14 protein-coding genes are annotated in these 17,275 nt (G+C 42.1%); 10 read left to right on the top strand and 4 right to left on the bottom strand.

Annotated features, from left to right (window positions below):
* Positions 1 to 26: 26 nt before the first annotated feature.
* Positions 27 to 680 (top strand): TetR/AcrR family transcriptional regulator, encoded by a 654-nt coding sequence (locus Q4557_RS03455; protein WP_198589377.1) that lies wholly within the window; start codon positions 27 to 29, stop codon positions 678 to 680.
* On the opposite strand, the gene Q4557_RS03450 is transcribed toward Q4557_RS03455, so the two are convergent.
* Positions 670 to 1,887, bottom strand: a complete 1,218-nt coding sequence (locus tag Q4557_RS03450) for an FAD-binding oxidoreductase (protein ID WP_102531899.1) — start codon at positions 1,885 to 1,887, stop codon at positions 670 to 672. The genes Q4557_RS03455 and Q4557_RS03450 overlap by 11 nt on opposite strands.
* Complete coding sequence (locus tag Q4557_RS03445) at positions 1,880 to 3,439, bottom strand: NAD(P)/FAD-dependent oxidoreductase (protein WP_102440441.1); 1,560 nt, start codon at positions 3,437 to 3,439, stop codon at positions 1,880 to 1,882. Before Q4557_RS03445 ends, Q4557_RS03450 begins: the two co-directional genes overlap by 8 nt.
* 408 nt (positions 3,440 to 3,847) lie before the next feature.
* Between Q4557_RS03445 and kynA the strand changes: the two genes are divergently transcribed.
* Positions 3,848 to 4,693, top strand: a complete 846-nt coding sequence (gene kynA / locus Q4557_RS03440) for a tryptophan 2,3-dioxygenase (RefSeq protein ID WP_102476692.1) — start codon at positions 3,848 to 3,850, stop codon at positions 4,691 to 4,693.
* Positions 4,694 to 4,840: 147 nt separating this feature from the next.
* Entirely contained in the window at positions 4,841 to 6,028 is a 1,188-nt protein-coding gene (locus Q4557_RS03435; protein ID WP_303410687.1) for a kynureninase, read from the top strand.
* Positions 6,029 to 6,201: 173 nt separating this feature from the next.
* Here the strand turns inward: Q4557_RS03435 and Q4557_RS03430 are convergent, their stop codons facing one another.
* Both Q4557_RS03430 and Q4557_RS03425 read right to left on the bottom strand, forming a co-directional pair.
* The gene (locus Q4557_RS03430) at positions 6,202 to 7,347 is read right to left on the bottom strand and encodes a serine hydrolase (RefSeq protein ID WP_102520890.1); all 1,146 of its coding nucleotides are present in this window, start codon (positions 7,345 to 7,347) and stop codon (positions 6,202 to 6,204) included.
* 91 nt (positions 7,348 to 7,438) lie between these two features.
* Entirely contained in the window at positions 7,439 to 8,266 is an 828-nt protein-coding gene (locus tag Q4557_RS03425; RefSeq protein WP_303410683.1) for a LysR family transcriptional regulator, read from the bottom strand.
* A 147-nt stretch (positions 8,267 to 8,413) separates the two neighbouring features.
* Between Q4557_RS03425 and Q4557_RS03420 the strand changes: the two genes are divergently transcribed.
* The 7 genes from Q4557_RS03420 to Q4557_RS03390 all read left to right on the top strand — a co-directional run bounded on the left by Q4557_RS03420 (position 8,414) and on the right by Q4557_RS03390 (position 17,247).
* Positions 8,414 to 10,405, top strand: a complete 1,992-nt coding sequence (locus Q4557_RS03420; RefSeq protein ID WP_303410681.1) for an alkyl/aryl-sulfatase — start codon at positions 8,414 to 8,416, stop codon at positions 10,403 to 10,405.
* A 706-nt stretch (positions 10,406 to 11,111) separates the two neighbouring features.
* Positions 11,112 to 11,813: a hypothetical protein gene (locus tag Q4557_RS03415; RefSeq protein WP_303410679.1), complete on the top strand. Its 702-nt coding sequence runs from the start codon at positions 11,112 to 11,114 to the stop codon at positions 11,811 to 11,813.
* The gene (locus tag Q4557_RS03410) at positions 11,813 to 12,715 is read left to right on the top strand and encodes an LPP20 family lipoprotein (RefSeq protein ID WP_303410677.1); all 903 of its coding nucleotides are present in this window, start codon (positions 11,813 to 11,815) and stop codon (positions 12,713 to 12,715) included. Before Q4557_RS03415 ends, Q4557_RS03410 begins: the two co-directional genes overlap by 1 nt.
* 8 nt (positions 12,716 to 12,723) lie before the next feature.
* Positions 12,724 to 13,851 carry a hypothetical protein gene (locus tag Q4557_RS03405; protein ID WP_102439145.1) on the top strand — a complete coding sequence of 376 codons (1,128 nt, stop codon included), beginning with the start codon at positions 12,724 to 12,726 and terminating at the stop codon, positions 13,849 to 13,851.
* The gene (locus Q4557_RS03400) at positions 13,848 to 15,212 is read left to right on the top strand and encodes a hypothetical protein (RefSeq protein ID WP_303410674.1); all 1,365 of its coding nucleotides are present in this window, start codon (positions 13,848 to 13,850) and stop codon (positions 15,210 to 15,212) included. The genes Q4557_RS03405 and Q4557_RS03400 overlap by 4 nt, the downstream gene beginning before the upstream one ends.
* A gap of 17 nt (positions 15,213 to 15,229) precedes the next feature.
* Positions 15,230 to 16,522: a hypothetical protein gene (locus Q4557_RS03395; protein ID WP_102439143.1), complete on the top strand. Its 1,293-nt coding sequence runs from the start codon at positions 15,230 to 15,232 to the stop codon at positions 16,520 to 16,522.
* Positions 16,522 to 17,247 (top strand): hypothetical protein, encoded by a 726-nt coding sequence (locus tag Q4557_RS03390; RefSeq protein WP_102439142.1) that lies wholly within the window; start codon positions 16,522 to 16,524, stop codon positions 17,245 to 17,247. The genes Q4557_RS03395 and Q4557_RS03390 overlap by 1 nt, the downstream gene beginning before the upstream one ends.
* Positions 17,248 to 17,275: the final 28 nt, after the last annotated feature.

Below are 17,275 nucleotides of genomic sequence, written 5' to 3'. Positions count from 1 at the left end.
TATTAGACTTAAGGTGTATGAGTTTTATGAGTGATAAACAATATCATCACGGTGACTTAAAGGCGTCTTTGATTGCTGCAGCCAATACTATCTTGCAACGCGATGGCGCTAATGCCTTGTCACTGCGGGCGATAGCGGCTGAAGTGGGTGTTTCTCATATGGCACCTTATGCGCATTTCAAAAACAAAAAACAATTGCTGAGTCATATTATTGAGTCTGGTTTTGTACTCATGGCTGATGCGATGGAACACTGCACGGCACATCTAGATAAAAATGATGCTGCGGTAGCGGGAGAGTTAGTGTTGGCTTATGGGGTGAGCTACTTAGAGTTTGCCATCGCGAATCCACAACTATACCGTTTGATGCTTGGTCAAGTTGAGGCTTCAGCAATGAAAACGCCAGCATTAAAGACAAGTTCGTCGACTGAACAAAATAACCATAGTGAGAATAGTCATAATGAAAATGAGCAACTAAGACGACCATTTAATTTGCTTCGCTCCGCCTTTGCCTTACAAAATGAAGACAACCAAAAAGTAAAAGCCCAAGCAATTGGCGCTTGGGCTATGGTACACGGCATGGCGGCACTTATGACCGAAGGCCATATTCAGTTACCGCAAGGGGTTAACTTAAAACAATATTTAGCTGACGCCAGCTCGGTTTATTTCAAGCTTAAATCATAATTTCAATGTCGCTTAAGGGAAAAGCCACACAAGAATGACACCAGCCATAAGCTTCATCGGTTGAGCGTAGCTTTGCTTCTGCGGGGTTAAATACCGCGCCGTTTAACACCTTCACTCGACATAAGCTGCATTCACCAGAGCGGCAGGCATTCTCGGCGCTAAAGCCATAACGCTCCATGCTGTTGAGTAATGGCTCATCCACTCTGGCTTCAAAACTGCCTTGGCCTTTAATCGTCACCTTAATCACATCTGAGGCGTTAACATTGCTCGGCCATCCCGCTAAGTTTTGTGGGTTTTTAGGCGGGCCATTACATTCTATTCGTACTCGTCTGGCTTTGACGTTAAGTAGCCTGAGTTGCTCAGCGCAGTGGTCATGAAAGCTGGTAGGCCCGCATACATAGAACATCTTCTGTGATAATTTTTCAGCGTCATCCCCTAACAATTGTGTCAGCCGCTCAACATTAATCCGTCCTGTCATCCCTTGGTATTGCTCGTTGGGACGGGTAATGATCCAACTGATGCGCAAAAAATCATGCTCTTTTTCAAGTTGCTTTAATTCTTCATCAAAAATCACATCAGCTTGATAACTGCTGGTATAGATAAGATGCAGCTTTTGGTTTTTCTTACGCTCAACTAAGGTGTTGGCAACAATGTCTTTGATCATACTTCTGGCTGGGGCAATGCCTGAACCGCCTGCAATGAAGACTAAGTCATCACCGTGAAATAGCGGGTTATGGTAAAAGGTGCCCATGGGACCTGTGCTTTCAAAGCTATCGCCTGTTTTCACTTGATCTAGTAAATAGTTAGATACAAAGCCACCCTCAACCCGTTTGATGGTTAAATCATAATATTCTCGCTGCTGGGGCGCTGAGGATATGGCGTAAGGTCTAGCGGTTTTAGTGCCGTTAATATCGACAAATAAATTAATATATTGGCCTGCCTGAAATGGCGGCAGGGTTTGGGTGTTTGAGGTTAAGCGCAAGGTGACTGTGCTTGGGGTATCGACAATCACCTCACTGACAGTGAGCTTTAATCTTTTAGGATGTAACCGAGCGATAGTTTGGGCCACATTGCCTTTTTGTTCGTTAAAGTCGGTGCCTGCCTGATACAAGTTTTTTTGGTGTGCTAGCGCTTCATTGTAACCGTCGACCGCATGCAAAATATTCACCACGGGGCGTTGTTCTTTTTCGATGACTGAATTAGGCATGTGATAACTCCTGTTGTGGTTGCGAGGCCGCTTTAGGCTTTGATAATTGCTTTAGTACTTCTTTGGCGGTGCTTTGACCGACCATATAGGTTGGCTGGAAGCCGCCCATGCCATTCCAGCAACCTGCTAAGTTGAGACCGGCTACTTCACTGACGCGGCGACGAAATATATTGGCATCTTGGGTGTTTTGCTGGAAACCATATATCGCCCCATGGGGGGTATTTAAGTAACGCATCATGGTTAATGGGGTGGCCACTTCTACTTCTTCAATATGCTCACGAATGTGAGGAAATACTCGCTCGGCGTGATCAAGGAGTTTTTCTGCAAACTGGTATTTGGTACGAGCATAATCTTCAGGGCTGAGTGCTTGCCAAGGTTCGCCATACTGCAAACAAAGTAAAGATAATGCCGACTTACCTTGCGGGGCAAAACTGGGATCATCATGGTTATAGCAGGTCATCATGGTGTGTTTTGGCGGCGTTAACGATTGCATGATCTCATGAGCCACTTCTTCATCTCGATCATCAATAATAAAGTTGGATGCCGCAGTCACGCCGATATCACTTGGGGAGCAATCTAACCCTAGGTAAAGCACAAAAGCAGAGGTGCCAATACGGCGCGACTTCATATCAAATGCGGCTTGTTTCGGCGTTGGGATATCCAGCAGTTCATTGAAGGTGTGTAATGGGCTGGTATTGGAGATAACTTGCTTACAAGTAAATATCTCATTGTGCTCAGTTTTAACCCCAACAACTTGGTTTTTATCAGTAATAATTTTGTCAGCGCCGCAGTTAAAACGAACCTCACCACCCGCATTAAGGAATGATTCCAATAAGGCGCTAGAAATAGCTTGTGAACCGCCTTTAATATGACAAGGTTTGAATGATGCGTAGGCATATAGCATCACTGCCAAGTCACGAAACGGGAAGTCTTTTGGCGGTAAACCCAGATAGCACCAGTAGGCGGCGATAACGGCTTTAAGATCTTTATTGGTAAAAAATTGATCCAGTAATTCTTTGGCTGGCCTTAAGCCGTACTTCACAAATAACGGGCAGCTTGCTTTTAAAACAGCTTCATCATTTGAATGCCTTACTTTAGGCATGACCATAAAGCATTCCATGGCAAGGCCTGCACATAAATCTAAAAACTGGCCAATATTGTCTGCTTCTTCTGGATAGTGACTCACCAGTGTTTTACCCAGCGCTTTCCAATGTGCTGGCAAAGTAATATCAATTTCAGGCTTAGCGCCGTTAGCTGATGGCATCACAAAGCGATATAGCTCGCGCTCTTCAACCACATCAAGTTGATCCATGATGCCCAGTTCAGTGAATATTTGACGCATGATAAACGGATTTTGCTCAGTGCCCATGCCGCTAAGTTGGTGGAGAGCCACTTCAAATTCAAAATTACCGCGCACAAAAGAGGTGGCACAACCTCCAGGAATATTATGGCGTTCGAGCAATAATGTTCTTGCTCCGCCTCTTTGCAAGGTGGTTGCTGCGGTTAAGCCAGCGTTCCCTGCTCCAATTACAATCGCATCAAAATCTGTCATTGTGGTTTCAGCTCCATTGTTAGTATCAATTTGTTATATCGACTTGCGGTATAAATCCCTTGTGTCCCTTTGAACAGATAAGGCTCGAACGAGTAAGGCAAAGTTAAAAAGCAATCCTTACGGTGTAAACTTTATACTGTAAAGATATGTGTGTTATGTGTGCTTTGTCAAGATTGATTCAGTTAATCATCTCTGTTTTTTTGATCAATTAACTGGCTTTTGGACAATGGCTGTTGGTTTAGTTATCGGTTGAGCTGTCAGTTTTGTTATCGGCACTTGTAACGTCAGTGTTAACTCAGGCGTACAGTAAGGCATGACGTTAATATTCAGTCCTCACTGACTTGAGGCAGTGTTCGTGATTAAATAAATCGTTTTTGAGGCATAAAAATAATAACCGGAGCGATAAACATGAGTTGTCCCCACAGTAACTATCGGGCGATGGAAGAGGATATTCACACCGACTTTAAAGATGATATGTCCTATGGCGATTATCTACAGTTAAATCAAGTGTTGTCGGCGCAGCAGCCATTATCAGATCAACATGATGAGATGTTGTTTATTGTTATCCATCAATCCAGTGAATTGTGGCTAAAGCTAGCAGGGCATGAACTCAGTGTGGCGATTACCAATATCCAGCAGGGCGATTTTGGTCATGCTTTTAAAGTGATTTCTCGGGTCAAACAGATTTTTAACCAGTTAACTCAGTCGTGGAATATCCTCTCAACACTAACCCCTGTGGATTACCTTAAATTTCGAGATTCTTTAGGCCACTCATCGGGATTTCAGTCTTATGGTTATCGTAAGTTGGAGTTTTTATTGGGTAACAAGAACGCCTCTTTACTAAAAGTGCATGAAAGCGATCCTGTGGTGCATCAAGAGTTAACGCAAATTCTCGAAGCGCCTAGTTTGTATGATGTCACTTTAAAAGTATTGCATGAGCGTGGTTTACATATTGAAGCATTGCAGTTAAATCGTGATTTTAGCCAGCCCTATGAGCGTAATGATTCAGTGTTAAATGCATGGCTAAACGTCTACCAAAATGCCGACGAGCACTTTCAACTGTATGAACTCGCGGAAAAGTTAATTGATATTGAAGACAGTTTTCAGCAGTGGCGCTTTAAGCATATGTATACCGTGCAGCGCATTATTGGCAATAAAATGGGTACGGGCGGTTCATCTGGGGTGGGGTTTTTAAAAAAAGCCTTGGATATTAGCTTTTTTCCTGAGCTGTTTGAGTTACGCACCCATCTGTAAATTTGATTACGGGTTTACTACTATATTTACAACCCTGCTAGCACAAGTACGAGCGCGGGCAGCAATATCAGTAGCGATATCAGTAATAGTATCAGTTACAAATAACACAAGATTACCAATAAAAATAATCGGTTTTGGAGAGCAAGCATGGATCAGGATTTTGCGCTAACACTACAAACTCACTATCAAAGCTTTAAGGTGAGCGAGCGTATTTTATTGTCGGGCCACTCTCATCAAGCCTGGCCTGATGTAGCAAAGCTGGGCTTAGTAAAGTGCTTTGATGATGCCGCAAAACACATAGATGAAAAATGGTCACTAGCCTTTGAAAAAGCTGACCGGGTGCGTGACTTTTACCGTGGTTTATTGGGTGAGCCCCAAGCGCAAATTGCCTTAGGCGCTTCAACCCATGAACTGATCTTACGCTTTTTGTCCGACTTGCATTGCTTTAAACAGCCCCTTAAACGCCCGATTAAGATTGTCACTACAGATGGTGAATTTCACTCCTTGAGGCGCCAACTGAGCCGTTTAAAAGACATCAATGTTGATATTGAAGTGGTTGAGGTGCAGCCAAGTGACACTTTAGCTGAGCGCATCATCAACAAGCTTGATAGCGATACCGATGCCGTAATGTTATCAGCAGTATTTTTTGGCACCAGTGAGATATTTAACGACGTTGGCTTGGTGGCAAAAGCGGCACAAGATTTAAACATCCCTTGTTTGGTTGATGCCTATCATGCCCTTAATGTGCTGCCATTTAATCTCGATGCATGGCAGCTCACATCGGCATTTATCGTGGCTGGTGGCTACAAATATTGTCAGGCAGGTGAAGGCAATTGCATGCTGCGCATTCCTGCAGATTATCAGGGCAGCCCGATTATCACTGGCTGGTATGCGGAATTTGAGGTACTTGATCACGTACCGGGGAAAGTGGGTTATGGCCCGGGTCAAAGCGCTTTTGCAGGCTCGACTTATGATCCCGCCAGCCATTACCGCGCCGCTGAAGTGTTTGATTTTTTTGAGCAACATAAGCTTACTGACATCAAGCTGAGGGCGATAAGTCAGCAACAAATTAGCGTTTTATGGCAAGGGATTGAAACTATGGGCTTAAGCCGTGACGTTTTAGCTTTGCCGTCACATAACATCATTGATAATGCTGGATTTTTGTCTTTAACCACCGCCAAAGCCAATCAGTGGGTTGTGGCGCTGGGGAAACAAGGCGTTTTATGTGACAGTCGCGGCAATCAGTTACGCTTTGGCCCCGCACCATACTTATCAAATGCGCAGTTATCTAATGCGCTGAATGCGATTGAGGACTTGGCTAAAAGCTTGAGCTAGTTTTTTACTAAACTTTTTTACTAAATTTCTGTTACTAAAGTTTTTTTGCTTAGCTTTTGCAGCGCTTGTCTGCTTAAAAGATTAACCAGCCATGCTACTTGGCTGGTTAATATTGAGGAGTTAATTTTGAGCGCTTCACTTTATTTACTGGGGAGTTAATGTTTACAGAGGTGTTATCGTTTGTTGAGGGATAAATTGTGACGAATAGCTTGTCGTATCTGGGTGTGAAGCTCGAAGACGCGGCTGAGATCATTTAGATTTAAGGATATGTTTTCTAACATGACCAAATCTACATTATATTCTGGGTAGTGGAGTGACATAGACATGTAGCCAGATAAGTAGCCAGTATGGCTGTACTCTAAAATGCCATCTTCTTTATTGATCCTAAGCCCGTAGCCATAACTCATGTCCGGCCATAAAAATTTAATCTTGCTATGAGACTGTGTCATAAGCCCATAACTTTTTGGGCTGATAAACTTACCAGAATGTAATTTATGCTGAAATGAGGCAAAAGCTTTTGTGGATGCAATTAACCCTCCTGCAGGGAGAAGTGCTTCGTCAATCACTAAATCTGTAGCTGTAAGAACATCTGATTCATTTAGGCCGACAGCCAGTGAAGTCACTTTTCGTCGAATACTATCAATACTGCCCACTTCTGCATAAAGCTCGTCTAGCTTATTATTTTGTGAAAACTGCACAATCTGTTGAGCAAATGATTGTTGGTTTACCTGTTCGAGTAGTTGCCCTAAAAGAGAATAACCAAAGTTAGAGTATTGAAATTGACTGCCAGGTTCAAATTTATTGGGCTGGCCTAACTTGTCAACTCCAGAGGTGTGACTAAGGAGGTGATGTATGGTAATTGTTTCGTTATATCGTTTAGGATCAAAATGAGTTTTTTCGATTGAGCTCGACTCAATACTGTTGTGCTGTTTGGGTTGATTAGGGGCAGCCTCATCAAAAAGATAACTATTCAGTGAACCCTTTAAGTCTAGCTGACCAGCATCGACAGCTTGCAGAATCAAAGTGGCGGTAATTTGTTTAGAAAGAGATGCTATAACAAAGCTAGAACCTTGGGTAATTTCTTTGCCTTTTTGTAACTTGAGCAGTGGCTTACCATTTTCTAGTAAAATGACGCTGCCACTAAATGGCTGAGGTGAATCATCTATGGTGTCCTTGATTAACCTTGCTATTGATGTAGTTGTAATGCTGACTTTTTTAGGCGCTGTATTACCTAATAACGAGGAGGCATAGCCATAGCTTTGACTAGTTAGTAATAATAAAAAACAGATTAATTTGGTGGTGTTTACACAAACGGTCATTAGTTGTCCTTAACATTATTGGGCAGCATATTTTTTGGGGGTAACTATCTTGTTATCTCAACATTCAAATAAAAAAATCAGTTGCTTAACCTTAATTGCGAAGGCTGATTTTATTTTTCACTTTTTGCCTTAATTTTATATGCTCATCATTATGTAAAAATGATCGATGATAAAGCATCGAGATGGGCGCTTTATTCATTTTCATTGGGCAAGCAAGTAGCTTTACGCCTAGCTTTGTTGCAATCGCGGCAAGTCGTTTCGGGGTGATGGATATGGCATCAGTATGGGCGACATAGGCAAGCTGTGAGACTAGCGAAGTGGCCTCATGGGCAATATCTCTGGGTTTTGGCGCGTCACTTAATAGCATAAATAAGTTCGACTTTTCGCGCCTGACATTGATGGATACATGGCGCTCATTATAAAACTCTTGTTCAGTGATTGAGTCTACAATCCGAGGATGATCTTGTCTTACGGCAACCATCACTTCTTCTTCAGATACCTTTTCACTCACCACGCTTGGGTCGTTAATGGTGACAAAGTCTAATACCAAGTCGACCTTTCGATTTCTGATATCAGTAAAAATCTGCTCTTGATTTAATGGTGGGGTAAATACGTCAATGTCGAGGTTGGCTAAGTCATAAACCAATAAATCAGGGGCATAAATTTTATGGCCTACTTTAAATAAGGCTTCATAAACTAAATCTGATGCTGGCGCGAGTTTAGTCATCATGTAATTCGCATGGGCAGTAGGCTCAATAGAGCGGCCTTTGCGGATAAATAACGTATTAGCGATATCGGCTTCAAGTTGTTTTATGCGCATACTCACCGCCGCCTGACTGATATTAAAATGCTCGGCAGCTTTAGTGTATGACTGTAATTCATACACTTTTATGAAGGTGTTTAGCAGATTCAAATCCATATTACGGCCTCTTTAATATAAGTCAGGCTTATGTTTAACATCACTTGTAGCTTATTCATCGTTGTCACAGCTTATATATAATACACCTATTGATGATATTTAGTCCCCTTAAACTGATATCTGGCTTTACTTTAAACCGAGGTGTTTATGAAAAAATCAATTATTACTACAGTAATTTTGTCTGTATGTTCTTCAGCTGTCGTGGCGCACGATCATGACCATAGCGCAGGCACTGATGAGCATGCGCTTACTACCACATTCGAATACCAAGGAAAGCCAGCCACCAAAGCGACGATTGCAGCCAATAAAGCTTTTGCCAAAACCTTAGACTTTAACAATACCAAGGGTTTTGAAGAAACCCGTAAAGGCTTAATCGCCGAATTTGATGAAACGACCGCAGCCATCATTTGGAATGACTATCGATTTTTAGAAGGTAAAACCCCTGATACGGTGAATCCATCATTATGGCGTCAAGGACAAGTGAACCATGAAGCGGCAGGCTTGTATCAAGTCTCAGATAAAATCTTTCAGGTACGCGGCACCGACCTTGCCAATATGAGCCTTGTTAGAGGTGAAACAGGCTGGATTATTTTAGACCCATTAACGACCCCAGAGGCTGCTGAAGCATCGCTTCGTTTTGCGTTAAACAACTTACCAGAAGACGGCGATTTACCTGTGGTAGCGATGATCTATTCCCACTCCCATGGCGATCATTTTGGCGGCGCGCGTGGTATTCAAAAAATGTTCCCTGATGTAGTGGCTTATGGCTCTAAAAACATCACCAAAGAAATAGTTGATGAAAACGTGCTAGCGGGTAATGCCATGTCACGCCGCGTGTCTTATCAATATGGCACCGTATTGCCAATTGGTGAAACCGGTATTGTTGATGCAGCGCTATCAAATGCGGTCACTAAAGGCGAGCTAAGCTACGTCAAACCAATTGAAACTAATCATAAAGCTGATATTGAGTCTTGGACTATTGATGGACTTGAATTTATTTTCATGAATGCGTCTGGTACAGAGGCGACCTCAGAAGCTGTGGCCTATATTCCAAGTATGAACGCCATTTGGGCAGCAGAGCTGACCTATAAAGGCATGCATAACATTTACACCTTACGCGGTGCGAAAACCAGAGATGCGCTACTGTGGTCAAAGAAAATTAATGAGGTGATCACTGAGTTTGGTGCTGAAGCGGATGTGTTATTTGCTGCGCACTCAGCGCCGATTTGGGGCAATGAAGATTTAAATGACTTTCTTAAACTGCAACGAGACAACTATGGCTTTGTTCATAATCAGTCGCTGCGTTTAGCCAATAACGGCGTAGTGATGCAAGACATTGGCTGGGAGATCCAAAACCTGATCCCAGAAACCATTCAAAGTGCATGGCATACCAATGGGTACCACGGTACCTACAGCCATAATGCCAGAGCAGTATATAACTTATATCTTGGCTATTTTGATATGAATCCGGCAAACCTTAACCCACTGCCAACCCAAGCTGAAGCGGCTAAGTTTGTTGAGTACATGGGAGGCTGTAAAGCGGTGTTAACCAAAGCGCAGGGCGACTTTGATAAAGGCGAATATAATTTTGTTGCCACGGCAATGAATAAAGTCGTAACCGCTTGCCCTGAGCTACAACAAGGCCGCGACTTACTGGCTGATACCTACGAGCAACTGGGCTATCAAAGTGAAGGCGCGGGCTGGCGCAACGTGTATTTAAGTGGTGCTTATGAACTGCGCCATGGCATTCAAGAAACAGTGTTAAAAGGCAATTCTGCTGATGTGATCAGTGAAATGGACATGGGGATGATTTTAGATTATCTGGCAGTGCAAGTTGATGCCAGTGTTGCCCAACACAATAGCTTTACCATGAATATCGTACTGCCTGATATTAACGAAACTTACTATGTTGAAATGAGTAACGGTAACCTCAACAACATCAAAGTGACTAAAAAGAGCGCTGCAGATGCAACCTTTACCATCAACAAAGAAGATGTTGATAAGTTTAGTTTACAGCAGGTGAGCATCGCGGAATTACTGAAAACCAAGCAAGCCAGTTTACAAGGCGATCAGACAGTAATTCAAAAACTCGCTAAGTCGCTAACCCAAGCAAACCCATCGTTTAAAATTGTGCCATAGGGGAACGAGTATAATCGATTTGTAACATTCAATGTTAAAGGCAGACGAGTTAGTTCACCAACAAAAAATCCCTAGCTATCTAAGCTAGGGATTTTTTCGCTTAGGCTGGCTTAAATGCTAAATATCTCTTGGTTAACTAGATGCGCATTAGTGAAACTATTATTTTATGGCGATTATTTAAGGTATGTATCATGGCAACATGCCTAATAATAAATTATATATTACGTTTAGCTAAGCATTGAAAACCCGAATTCAAATAATAACTGCACACTCTTAATTGAGGTATAGAGGAGGAAGAGAAAAGTACTTTTTATATATTTCAAAAATTTAATATAAAGATATTAATATTTTTATATTAAATTAATAAATATTGAGTGAATTTTATCGTTCACGATAACCTAGTTGTTATTTTTTAATTTATATGCGGAATTTTATTCTGTAATTTGTTTTTGTAATAGTTTTATTTTGTGTTTTTTTTCTAATGTACATGCTATTTACTGGGTTGTTGTCGGTTTGTGCTGAGTGTCTAAATTTGTGATTGTGATGTAAAAATGCGTTACTTTCCTGTGGTTTATATTTTTTTATTGTTGTAGTATGAAACCACGATTCAGGGAAGAGTTAAGAAATTTATTATGGAAGATCCATTTTTTATAATATTTGCCTGCGCCTTCTTCCTTGATAATTCTATTATCAAAGGAACTATCACGTGAAAAAATCTCTCATCTGTGCATTAATCTGCGTACCATTATTTACTGGCTGTGCTTCAACATCTGATAACGCTGCAACGCTTGATCGAGATCAAGCTGTATCAGAGCTTACTGTCAAAATGGATAACTTAGGCTATAACCCAGTAACTATTCAACCTGGTGTTGATGAGTTTTTGAATATGGCGGCAGTAATATTAAAACGTCAGCGTAATGTGATTGGTGAATATAGAAAGCAAACTGAAAATTTTAGAGATGTACAAGCATTTTTATATGCTTATAAAGATGCCACCCCTGAAGAGCTTGAGCTTGCCATTGTGACATTTGATGCTGGCGCTAAAACTGAAGAAGAAAAAATTGCACCAAAAATCAATGCTTATAGCCAAGCGAATGAAAATGTTTACAATCAAAATGTCGAGTTAACAACCACTTTGACTATAGAGATTGCTAAGTCTGCTTATATCTTATCAGAACATGGCACTGCAGTAGCTCAAGCAACGGCATTAAATGCAGCTGGTTCTCTATTTTCATCTATGATGTCTGATGAAGAAACAGAAGAGGATCCACAAGATCTTGGTACTGCATTATTAAAAGCCACGGATCAATTATCACTAGCACTAGAAGCTAATGAAATTATTGATTTAGAAAAAGAAACAATTGATGCAGTTAAACAGCTTCAAGAAGAGCAGGAAGCTAAAAGCTAATGATTAAAAGCCTATTTGCCTTTTTTATGGCAATTGCTTTTAGCGCTTCTGTATATGCTTGGCCTGAGTGGGTAACGCATACACCGACCAATGATGATTACATCATTGGTATTGGGACTGGCAGCGATCGTATCGCTGCCAGAGATGCGGCTTTAAGCGAGATAGTGGCACAATTAAGTGTTGATTATAGCGTTGAACAAACTCAGGTTATAACGACTAAAAACAGCCATGCAGAAAGTCAATTTACGCAAACGAGTCAGATGAGTAGTTTGCCTTTTACGCTTGAAGGTGTAGAGGAGTTAAAGGCTGCGCAAGTCGACACAGAAACCGCTTTATTGCTTGGAATAAAAAAATCGACACTCATCGCTAACTTAGAAAATGAGTTGGCTATTTTGTCCCGTCTGTCACCCCCTCCCTCAAATCCTAGCCTGAAATTTATTTGGGCGCTTCGTTATGATGAAACGTTCAAACTTGCCAATAAACGCTTGAGAGTACTGAGTCTCCTTAGTGCTGAAAAGAGTGTTTTTTCTCAACAGCTTGAGGGCTTTATGGCACACAGGCGACAGGCATTTGATGCCGTGTCTTGCCAAGTGATCGCCAGTCATGAATTAGCCGCAGTCAAGTCAGCTTTAAGCAGTGCACTTCCTCATGGAGGTAATACGCCTTTGTGGGTCAAAGCTAATCTGAAATGGAAATACGCTAATCGTGGTGCTAAGCGCTTAGCCCAAGCCAATTTGTTGCTGTCGATTACAGAAACCAAGTCACCTTTTAGAGTATTACATCAGCGCAATGTTGTTGCCGAAGGCGTCGGTGCTGATTCTGCGATAGCTAAGTCAATTGCGCTGCAGCAGTTAGAAACACAAGTACAAGACCCTATCAGTAATTGGATGTTCGATAATTAGGATTTGTTATGAAATTTGTAAAATATGCTTCTTTTTCTCTACTCGCTTTAGCTGTGCTGGCGGGTTGTCAAAGTACTCCTGCACAGCAGACTCGCACAGATAAAGTCAGTAATCGAGCATCTAATGCGGAAGTGGCAAAAAGTGCTTACGAATTTAAAGACAGTGACATTCGTGTTCCGTCTTATTTTGATACTCAGGGTTTAGACCGCTGTAGTTTCGATGTAAACAATGAAAATGATGGCTGCCCACTGAAAAAACCTATTGTCCGGATGTATTTTGACGTCGCTAGGGTTACTGGTGAAGGGGAAGGGGTTGAAGCATTAAGTGCCTTTGAAGATCAGCAACTGTTAATGATGCTAGAGAATCAGTTTGCTGGCATTAATCGTTTTAGAATTGTTACCCGTGACGATAAAACTGTCTCACAAGAACAACAAACAGTTCTTGATCAGCAAGGGGCTAAAGCATTAGCTGAAAAAGTCAGTAGCCAGCAAGTGCTTCATCCAGATTACATCGTTAAATTAGATTCACTACGAACGGTTAAAAATGAAGGCAGTATCACCAGTTGGATGGATTACACCTTAGAGCTAACCAGTTCGGTGCTTAATCCTTACACTCGTGAAAAATTATCTCACCCTAATTTAGGCAAAATTAGAGTTAAATCTGAAGATGTGCGCCAGCGGTCTGAACTCAAATACGTCACTGCCAGCAATCGTTATGTGAGTGGCTTCCGTTATTTTGATAGTGCTCATGTTAATGCCGTAGTCAATGATATGGCTTCTCGTGGCATTGATATTTTATTAACGCGTATGCTGACAGAAATGCCTGCAACGACTCAGGTAATGGGTATAAAAGGTAATCAACTAAGTCTAGACCGCGGTCAAAATGCAGGTGTATTACCCAATGAAACCATGATTGTATTTAGCTATGAAGCAGGGTTTGTTGAACCTATTGGTGTTGCTCATGTGACTCCTTCTGCCAATAGTTCTATTGGCGAGATCATTCGCTGGAAAGATAATGACCTTGCGGATTCAATCAAGAAAAAAGCTAAAGGTGGAATTTATCGCCCTAATCCTAACAGTAAGGTATTTGCTGTTTCTGTAGGGACGCCACAAGGCTTTTTGGAGAAACGCACATGAGAACAATAGGCTTAAGTTTATTAGCCTTATTGTCTACGCCACTGGCGGCAGAGGTGAAGGTTCTCCCTGATGGCATAATGGAAACAACTGCCTGCGCTTATGGTCGTGGTAACTTGGCTATTTCTAGTGCTAAAACCCAAGCTGCGGCAGAGCTGGCAGCATTTATTAAAGGTAATAAAAGTTTAGCTATTACCGACAATAATCAGTTTTTAGGAGCATCGTTAGATGATGACACTGTGCGCCTTTATGAGCAGCAACGTAGTGACATTATTGAGGGGTTAAGTATGGGGGCTATTCCATTAAACACCTCATCACCTAGCTTAAGTGGTAATGATACTTGTGTCAGCGTTAGCTTGTCTTTGCTGGATATTCCTGCTCCTAGCCATCAAAACTGGGAAGAAGGTACTCAAAATATCAGTGTTACCGTGTCGGGTGAAGGTTGGCCTAAAAATGGCAAAACCGCTCGTCATCATGCTGAAATGGATGCTTTACAACGAGCTGTTTCACAGGTGGTTGGCGTGTGGTTAACCCAGCAGCACAGTCAGTCATCATTGATGAACTTACAGGTGTTAAATGATACTGAAACCACCCAAATGCAAGAGCTTATTGGGCAACAGTTATCCAGCCATAGCGAAGGTTTAGTTAAAGAGTGGCAGATTTTAGATAGCCAAAATATCGATAATGATGGTTTGCAAGTGACATTGCATGCGGTAGTTGAAAAAAAACCGCTAGTGCAGCAAGCATCCAAGCTTTTATCAGTAATAGGCTCGCCGCGGGTGAAAGTGATTGCGCCAGAGCCTTTAAAAACCGAATTAACCTTATGGTTAGGTGAGCAAGGTGTGGAAGTCGCTAACGTGGCTAGTTTAGTGGTATTGGCCGCTGCTGAGTTAGCGAATACCACCAATACCAGTCGATTACACCTCAATGTGAGCGTTCAAGATTTGAGCGGTAATATCTATGGCCACTGGAAAAATAACCCTGCGCTATTAGCTTTGCCCAGTGGTCAGCGAGTTGAACAAGACTTAATGTCAGTTCATCTTGCCCATGAACAACAAGCCCAAGATTTACAACAAGCGTTGCAACAGGCGTTTACTCAAGTTGTTGCTCGAGGCGGACTAGTCCGCCAAATATGGTTACCCCAATCCCAAATCAAGCAACCGCAAAAACTTCAAGCATTGTTAAGTACCTTGGGCGGAGTGTCTGATGTGACCATATATGAAAAAGATAACAACATTGTTGCTAGCCTGAGATATAAAGGCGCGACAGGTGACCTCGCTGATGCCGTGCATCAAGTGTTAACTACCACTGGTAACAGATTATCCGCCATCAGTATTGAAAATGATTTTACTCTTAGATATTAAAAAGTAAGGAAACTATTTTGAAATTAAGAATATTAACTCTAGCGCTTTCGCTTTCTATGCCAGCAATGGCGAGCGATGACTTTGATTTAACCGATATGGTGCCGGCAAGACCTGGTGCTGAACAGGTTGATAGCGATGATGTGCTCGTGCAAGGTGATGCCATCGTCGCTGATGATGCCAGTTTGGCGGTTGCGGTTGCACATCAAGCGTTGATTGAAAATGATGAAGACGGTGTCAAAATGATCCAGGTTGGTAGTGGAACAGGGATTTTGTCTATTGGTAGCGTCAGTTACACCACCTATGACAACCTCAATGCCACATTACTATCTAAGCGAGGCGCCTATAACCAAGCTTACTTGATCGCAAAAAAGCAGCTAATCGAAAACATGACAGGGGTTGATCATCAATGTAGTAATCTCGTTCAGACCAGTATGGATGCGATTGATACTGGCGTTGATAGTGTTGCCAATACACAAACAAAAATGATGGAAGCCTGTAAGGAGTCGATCTCAGGTTCTCTTGCAGGCTTCGTGACATTTGATGTGTATGACGATGTTGCAGCAAGTAATGTGCGTGTGAGTTTAATTTCTACGCCTAAAACACGTGCTCAAGTGCGTCAAAAGCATGGTGCAGTAGCGGTCACCACAGATCCTAATAGCATTTTTAAACAAGTTGTTAGCGATATCAAAGGTGGGGTGTTACCTCCAGTCGGCGCTAAAATCCTCACCCATGCAGAAACCGGTGAAGTTGTTGTTATGGGGTATGGCTCTGCGATTATTCGACAAAATAAAAATAAGTCTGTAGCCAATAAGTTACGCTCTGCAGCCAAGTCACAATCGCAAACCCGAGCTCGCTCAGCATTATTGGCAACCATGCAAGGTGAGAAAGTGTATTGGGAAGGTAGCTTTGATGAAAAGCAAATGGAAGGTTCTTCACAATTTCAATATGACGACCCTTACATGCAAGATCCTCAGCAAGTAAAAGTGCTTGAAAATGATCGTGAAACCTTTGTTAACCAATTTAAACAATCTGATGATTACTCGACACTAGCAAAGGGAACACTGCCTGCGGGTGTCAGTGTAAAAAGCTTTAGTAGTGAAGATGGTTACTGGCAGTACAGTATTGCAGTGTATTCACCAAGCCTTGAAGCTACAGCGAAAAAAGCCAATAAAGAGATGCAAGTGGGTGGGCAAAGTTTAAATGCCAGCGATAACTCAGCTCGCAAAATTAAGGCTGTTGGCGGTGTAAATAATAACGCGGCAAACCCACAAGCAGCTTCAGGCAAGGTATCGAGCACCGAGGAGCTTTAATGCTATCTATTGTTTTAGCTGCCTCGATTTTCTCTGGCGACATTTCCGTAGATAGTAGTGGTGTCGTTAGAGAAACTAGCCCTTTTTTTATTAGTGAGGCAAATGGTAGTAGCGCTAAAGTGGTGGCTTTAAAAACACACTCAAAAGCTGCTTTACAAGCAGCTTGTCGGCGTGCGTTAACGTTACCGCTACGAGAGCAAGTGCGCGCTGATTTAATGGCGCGTACGTCGCAAGTACTGCCAAAACCATTGAGTTTTATAGATGCCAATATTACGGATTATCAACAAGAAAAAACACACGATGGTTTGAATTGTGAAGGTAAGGTTAGTTCTAGTGATGCTTCATATAATATAGCCGGGCTGGCACTCACTGGCGCTTGGTGGGCAGCAGAAGACGGTGATATTGAGTTATTACGTGCGATGCTAAAGGTGGCGTTACAGCATAGGCGAACACAAGCCGATGCGGTGGCATTAATTGCGAGCCAAACTGATTTAGCATCAGCTTTAGCCTATTTAGACGAACATTTACACCCTGAAAAATTAACCCTAAACCAAAGTAAAATAGCTGTCGGGAAAATATGGTTAGCCGCTGAAAAATTTGATGAAGTGGTGAACTTAATGGGGGCCTGTGATGAGCCAGTCTGTCTGCAATTGCTTGAAAATGCAGAGGACAAATTACAACAAATTGAAGCTAGTCAAGCCGATGATTTAAGTAGTTATTTTTAATCACTAAGAACAATAAAGCCATATTGTA

This window comes from Shewanella sp. 5_MG-2023 (genome assembly GCF_030547465.1).
Classification (GTDB): Bacteria; Pseudomonadota; Gammaproteobacteria; order Enterobacterales; family Shewanellaceae; genus Shewanella.
Note: the sequence above shows the minus strand (reverse complement) of the source record. Positions and strands in the feature narration are given on the sequence as shown.

What these genes read in the sequence shown, in the direction of transcription:
- Q4557_RS03455 (WP_198589377.1), top strand. Translation starts at nt 27, where the DNA reads ATGAGTGATAAACAATATCATCACGGTGACTTAAAGGCGTCTTTGATT.
- Q4557_RS03450 (WP_102531899.1), bottom strand. Translation starts at nt 1,887, where the DNA reads ATGCCTAATTCAGTCATCGAAAAAGAACAACGCCCCGTGGTGAATATT.
- Q4557_RS03445 (WP_102440441.1), bottom strand. Translation starts at nt 3,439, where the DNA reads ATGACAGATTTTGATGCGATTGTAATTGGAGCAGGGAACGCTGGCTTA.
- kynA (WP_102476692.1), top strand. Translation starts at nt 3,848, where the DNA reads ATGAGTTGTCCCCACAGTAACTATCGGGCGATGGAAGAGGATATTCAC.
- Q4557_RS03435 (WP_303410687.1), top strand. Translation starts at nt 4,841, where the DNA reads ATGGATCAGGATTTTGCGCTAACACTACAAACTCACTATCAAAGCTTT.
- Q4557_RS03430 (WP_102520890.1), bottom strand. Translation starts at nt 7,347, where the DNA reads ATGACCGTTTGTGTAAACACCACCAAATTAATCTGTTTTTTATTATTA.
- Q4557_RS03425 (WP_303410683.1), bottom strand. Translation starts at nt 8,266, where the DNA reads ATGGATTTGAATCTGCTAAACACCTTCATAAAAGTGTATGAATTACAG.
- Q4557_RS03420 (WP_303410681.1), top strand. Translation starts at nt 8,414, where the DNA reads ATGAAAAAATCAATTATTACTACAGTAATTTTGTCTGTATGTTCTTCA.
- Q4557_RS03410 (WP_303410677.1), top strand. Translation starts at nt 11,813, where the DNA reads ATGATTAAAAGCCTATTTGCCTTTTTTATGGCAATTGCTTTTAGCGCT.
- Q4557_RS03405 (WP_102439145.1), top strand. Translation starts at nt 12,724, where the DNA reads ATGAAATTTGTAAAATATGCTTCTTTTTCTCTACTCGCTTTAGCTGTG.
- Q4557_RS03400 (WP_303410674.1), top strand. Translation starts at nt 13,848, where the DNA reads ATGAGAACAATAGGCTTAAGTTTATTAGCCTTATTGTCTACGCCACTG.
- Q4557_RS03390 (WP_102439142.1), top strand. Translation starts at nt 16,522, where the DNA reads ATGCTATCTATTGTTTTAGCTGCCTCGATTTTCTCTGGCGACATTTCC.